Annotated in this window: 6 protein-coding genes; 5 read left to right on the top strand and 1 reads right to left on the bottom strand. The window is 53.5% G+C overall.

The window, feature by feature from the left end; translation table 11 throughout:
* Window positions 1-64: 64 nt before the first annotated feature.
* The gene (gndA, locus tag VF260_11135; GenBank protein HEX7057727.1) at window positions 65-1480 is read left to right on the top strand and encodes an NADP-dependent phosphogluconate dehydrogenase; all 1416 of its coding nucleotides are present in this window, start codon (window positions 65-67) and stop codon (window positions 1478-1480) included.
* Between the two features lie 13 nt (window positions 1481-1493).
* On the opposite strand, the gene VF260_11130 is transcribed toward gndA, so the two are convergent.
* On the bottom strand, window positions 1494-1802 hold the full coding sequence (locus VF260_11130) for a hypothetical protein (GenBank protein HEX7057726.1): 309 nt from the start codon (window positions 1800-1802) through the stop codon (window positions 1494-1496).
* 166 nt (window positions 1803-1968) lie between these two features.
* On the opposite strand from VF260_11130, the gene VF260_11125 reads away from it, so the two are divergent.
* The 4 genes from VF260_11125 to aroA are packed head-to-tail and all read left to right on the top strand — an operon-like array spanning window position 1969 to window position 4613.
* Window positions 1969-2490 (top strand): shikimate kinase, encoded by a 522-nt coding sequence (locus VF260_11125; GenBank protein HEX7057725.1) that lies wholly within the window; start codon window positions 1969-1971, stop codon window positions 2488-2490.
* Window positions 2483-2893, top strand: coding sequence for a fluoride efflux transporter CrcB (gene crcB, locus VF260_11120; GenBank protein ID HEX7057724.1), 411 nt, complete (start codon window positions 2483-2485; stop codon window positions 2891-2893). The genes VF260_11125 and crcB (VF260_11120) overlap by 8 nt, the downstream gene beginning before the upstream one ends.
* A gap of 7 nt (window positions 2894-2900) precedes the next feature.
* Window positions 2901-3254: a fluoride efflux transporter CrcB gene (gene crcB / locus VF260_11115; protein ID HEX7057723.1), complete on the top strand. Its 354-nt coding sequence runs from the start codon at window positions 2901-2903 to the stop codon at window positions 3252-3254.
* 60 nt (window positions 3255-3314) lie between these two features.
* Window positions 3315-4613: a 3-phosphoshikimate 1-carboxyvinyltransferase gene (gene aroA / locus VF260_11110; GenBank protein HEX7057722.1), complete on the top strand. Its 1299-nt coding sequence runs from the start codon at window positions 3315-3317 to the stop codon at window positions 4611-4613.
* Window positions 4614-4687 lie beyond the last annotated feature (74 nt).

Below are 4687 nucleotides of genomic sequence, written 5' to 3'. Positions count from 1 at the left end.
TTCACAAGTCGCGGAAAAAGTGTACAATAAACGTTAGATTTTAAGAAAAAGGATGGAGAGACAAATGTCAAAACAGCAAATTGGCGTGGCAGGCATGGCGGTCATGGGCCGCAATCTTGCGCTCAACATCGAAAGCAGGGGGTTTTCGGTCAGCATCTATAACAGATCGCCGGAAAAAACGAAGTCGCTCGTGGCGGAGCATCCGGACAAGCGCTTGCACCCTACATACTCGATAGAGGAATTTGTCGCATCGCTGGAACGGCCGAGAAGAATTCTGTTAATGGTCATGGCGGGCAAACCGACCGACGATTTGATCGGGCAATTGCTGCCGCATCTTGAGGCCGGCGATATTTTGATCGACGGCGGCAACGCATTCTACAAGGATACACAACGGCGCAACAAAGAGCTGGAGGCAAAAGGAATCCGCTTTATCGGCGCCGGCGTCTCCGGCGGGGAAGAAGGCGCGCTGAAAGGACCGGCGATCATGCCGGGCGGCCAAAAAGACGCGTATGATCTTGTCGCGCCGATTTTAACCGGAATTTCCGCAAAAGTGAACGGCGATCCGTGCTGCACGTATATAGGCCCCGATGGAGCCGGCCATTATGTGAAAATGGTCCATAACGGCATTGAATACGGCGATATGCAACTGATCTGCGAAGCATACGATCTTTTGCAACATACGTTGGGACTCAGTGTGGAAGAACTGCATGACATATTCAGCGAATGGAACAAAGGCGAGCTTGACAGCTACCTGATCGAAATTACGGCGGATATCTTCAAAGAGCGCGATCCGGAAACGAATCGCCCGATGGTTGATGTGATTCTGGATACCGCCGGGCAAAAAGGCACCGGCAAATGGACGAGCCAGGGAGCTTTGGACTTGGGCGTACCGCTGTCGATCATTACGGAGAGCGTATTTGCCCGCTTTATTTCGGCGATGAAAGAGGAACGGGTGGCGGCTTCCAAACTGCTTAAAGGACCGAACGTGCAGCCGTTTACCGGCGATCGCCAGGCGTTCATCGAGTCGGTGCGGAAAGCCCTGTACGCCAGCAAAATTTGCTCCTATGCGCAAGGGTTTGCGCAAATGCGGACGGCTTCCGAGGAATACGGCTGGAATCTCGACCTTGGCGCAATCGCCATGATATTCCGCGGCGGCTGCATCATCCGGGCGCAATTTTTGCATAAAATCAAGGACGCCTATGACCGCAACGCAAATTTAAAAAATTTGCTGCTTGATCCGTATTTCCAAAGCATTGTCGAAAACTATCAAGACGCCTGGAGACAAGTTGTCGCAACGGCGATTGCCCGGGGCATCCCGGTTCCGTCGTTCGCATCGGCGCTGGCGTATTTTGACAGTTACCGGACGGAAAGGCTGCCGGCCAACCTGTTGCAGGCGCAGCGGGATTATTTCGGCGCGCATACGTTCCGCCGTGTCGATAAGGAAGGCGTGTTCCACCATCAGTGGAACGCTGAAGCATAAAGCACGCCGCCGGCTAAACGGGCCGAATGCCGAATGCCGCCTCCAACACGGAGCGGCGGAGATTTTCCGCTTCCCATTCGCTTTTGCCGGTTTGGCTTAACAATGTCAGCGCCGCATCCGCAAACGCGCTAAAATTTTTCAACAACCGTGGCTGGGAAAGCCCGAGCAGGTTCGGATCTTCCTCAGCCACTTTCTTTTTGACGTATTCCAAAGCCCAAATGCAATCATCTTTGCTGATGGGATGAAACGCATCGGATAACCGGCTGAAGTGTTTGATCGCTTCCTCGTTTTCCGACGCGCTTGTTGGAAACGTTGCGGTCATGTTCCTACTCTCCTTGTGAACGAATATTCGGTTTTACTATCACCTTACTCTGCCGGCCGGGAATTTATACCGAAGGTGAGCCAAGATTGTCAGCTTTCCGGGCACTATGATATGATATGAACAGTTTGGAACGGAAAACAACGGGTTTTCCCAGAGGTGAAGTCCATTGCCGCAAGACCATATCGTTTTGGTAGGATTTATGGGAACAGGCAAATCGACCGTCGGCAAATTGCTCTCCCGCAAATTGGGCTGGGAATTTGCCGACACGGATCATGTGATCGAAGAGACGCAGGGAAAAACGATACCGGACATATTTGCGGCGCATGGTGAAGCGTATTTCCGGCAAGTGGAAAGCGACATTTTGCGGCAAGTGTTGTCCGGAAAGCGCGCTGTGGTGGCAACAGGCGGAGGGGCGGTACTGTCAGTGGAAAACAGGCGGCTCATGCGGGAACATGGTTTTGTCGCGGCATTGATCGCGGATGCCAAAACAATCGTGAATCGCGTCGGGCAAGACCGCAACCGTCCGCTCTTGCAAGGCAATACGGAACAAAAAGTGTTAAAGCTGTTGGATGAGCGCAAACACGCATACGATTTTGCCGATGTGACGATCGATACTTCATTGCTGGATAGCGAAGAAGTTGCCAGGCGTATTTTAATGTCCAGGCAGAAATGGATGTCCCGTGCGTAACATATATTTGTACATAGGCTCCTTCGGCGCGCTGGGAGCATTGGCCCGCTACTTTTTGGGAAGTTGGCTTGACCTTCCGCACTCCGGTGATTTTCCCGCCGGAACGCTGGCTTGCAATTTGTCGGGATGCTTTCTGCTTTCGGTAATGTTTTTCGCCTGGGCAAGCGGCTCGCGGCTTGCCCGCGAATGGCAAACCGGTTTGGGGACCGGATTGATCGGCTCGTTCACGACATTCTCGACATTTAGCGCGGAAGCGATGGCGCTTGTTCGCGCCGGCGCCTGGCTGCATGCGTTTCTCTACGTTGCCGCCACGTTGATTGGAGGAATCATAATGTCGTTTGCCGGGATGATTTTGGCGGAAAAAGCGCTGGGCGGAACGCGGCGGCTTAAGAAAGGCGGGTAACGTGTTCATGTTTTTGATCGCCGTTGGCGGATTTGCCGGCGCCATTTGCCGATACGCGATAAGTCAGCTGATCGCCCAAAAATACCGCGGTGTTTTTCCGGTCGGAACTTTCACCGTAAATTTGCTCGGCTCGTTGTTATTGGGCTTGCTGATTGGCATGCGGATTCCGCCGTCTTTGTTCTTTTTGCTGGGCGTCGGATTTTTGGGCGCTTTTACGACGTTCTCCACCTTTTCCTTGGAGGGCGTGCAATTATTGAAGGAGCGCAAAATTTTTTTATATATGGCATACGCCGGCGGAAGTGTCTTGATTGGCGTATTGCTGGCATATCTTGGTTTTTTCCTGGGGAATCGCTTTTATTGATCGCTTCTAACATTCATTCCTTGATTGGACGATAACATTCAATAGGAGAGTTTAACGCCGATGGATATTCAAGTTAGGCCGACTGCGCGGCTTGCGGGAGAAATACAGGCGCTGTCATCCAAAAACTACACGACCCGCTACATGCTCGTCGCCGCGTTGGCGGAAGGGGTAAGCACCGTGAAGTTTCCGGCGCACAGCGAAGACAGCGATGCGATGCGCCGATGCCTGCGCGATCTGGGCGCAGATTTGCGGGAAGACCAAGAGACGATGCGAATTGTCGGATTCGGCAACCGTCCGCGTCACGTGAAGGAGCTGAATGTGGGCAATGCCGGTGCCGTGCTGCGGTTTCTCATGTCGGTAGCCGCATTTTGCCCGGAAGTTACGTTTGTCAATACATATCCCGAATCGCTGGGGAAGCGGCCGCAAGACGATCTGATCGCGGCATTGGCGCAAATGAACGTCAAAGCGGCCCACAATGGCGGCAAGCTGCCGATCACCATCTACGGCGGAGAGCCGAAGGGCGGTTACATACGCGTATCGGGCGAAGTCAGTTCGCAGTATGTGAGCTCCCTGTTATTTATGACGCCTTTGCTTCAAGAAGACAGCGAGATTGAAGTAACCGGCAATTTAAAATCCAAAGTTGTCGTCGGACAAACGCTTGAAGTGCTCGCACAAGCCGGCATCAAGATTGAGGCTGCTTCCGATCTGCAGCATTTTCGCGTGCCCGGAAGGCAAAAGTATCGCGCGCAAACGTATGTCGTGCAAGGGGATTATCCCGGTTCGGCGGCCATTTTGGCAGCCGCTGCCGTAACCGAATCCGACGTCACGGTCAACCGTTTGCCGGAACAAAGCAAACAGGGAGAACGCGCCGCTGTCGATGTATTGCGGCAAATGGGCGTGCCCCTGGTTCACCGCAACGATGCGGTTCACGTTGCCGGCAACCGCAAGCTAAATGCGGTGGAGTTTGACGGAGATGCGGCTACGGACGCCGTGTTGGCGCTCGTTGCCGCGGCGGTGTTCGCGGAAGGAACATCCCGATTTTACAATGTGGAAAATTTGCGGTATAAGGAGTGCGACCGGATTACCGATTTTGTGCGGGAGCTGCGCAAAGCGGGAGCGAATGTGGAGGAGCGACGGAGCGAAATTATTGTGCACGGCAGTCCGCAAGGCGTGCCTGGCGGCGTGCAAATCGATGCCCACTTTGACCATCGTGTCATCATGGCGCTTACGGTTGTCGGCTTGCGGTCCCGGCACGGCTTGCTGATCAAAGACGCGCATCATGTCGCCAAATCGTATCCGCAGTTTTTTGATCATTTGCGGCAACTGGGGGCCGACGTGGCATGGATCAAAAACGCCTGAGCAAAAGCCGCTTCAACTTCGGTTGTCCGGGTTAGCGAGTGAGTGCGAATGATAAAATTTTGGCACGGATTGAA

Source organism: Bacilli bacterium (assembly GCA_036381315.1).
Lineage (GTDB): Bacteria > Bacillota > Bacilli > Paenibacillales > KCTC-25726 > DASVDB01.
The sequence above is the reverse complement of the archived record's forward strand: the minus strand, read 5'-3'. Positions and strand labels throughout refer to the sequence as shown.

Coding starts and splice junctions, on each gene's coding strand:
- crcB (HEX7057723.1), top strand. CDS start 2,901: ATGTTTTTGATCGCCGTTGGCGGATTTGCCGGCGCCATTTGCCGATAC.
- aroA (HEX7057722.1), top strand. CDS start 3,315: ATGGATATTCAAGTTAGGCCGACTGCGCGGCTTGCGGGAGAAATACAG.
- gndA (HEX7057727.1), top strand. CDS start 65: ATGTCAAAACAGCAAATTGGCGTGGCAGGCATGGCGGTCATGGGCCGC.
- VF260_11130 (HEX7057726.1), bottom strand. CDS start 1,802: ATGACCGCAACGTTTCCAACAAGCGCGTCGGAAAACGAGGAAGCGATC.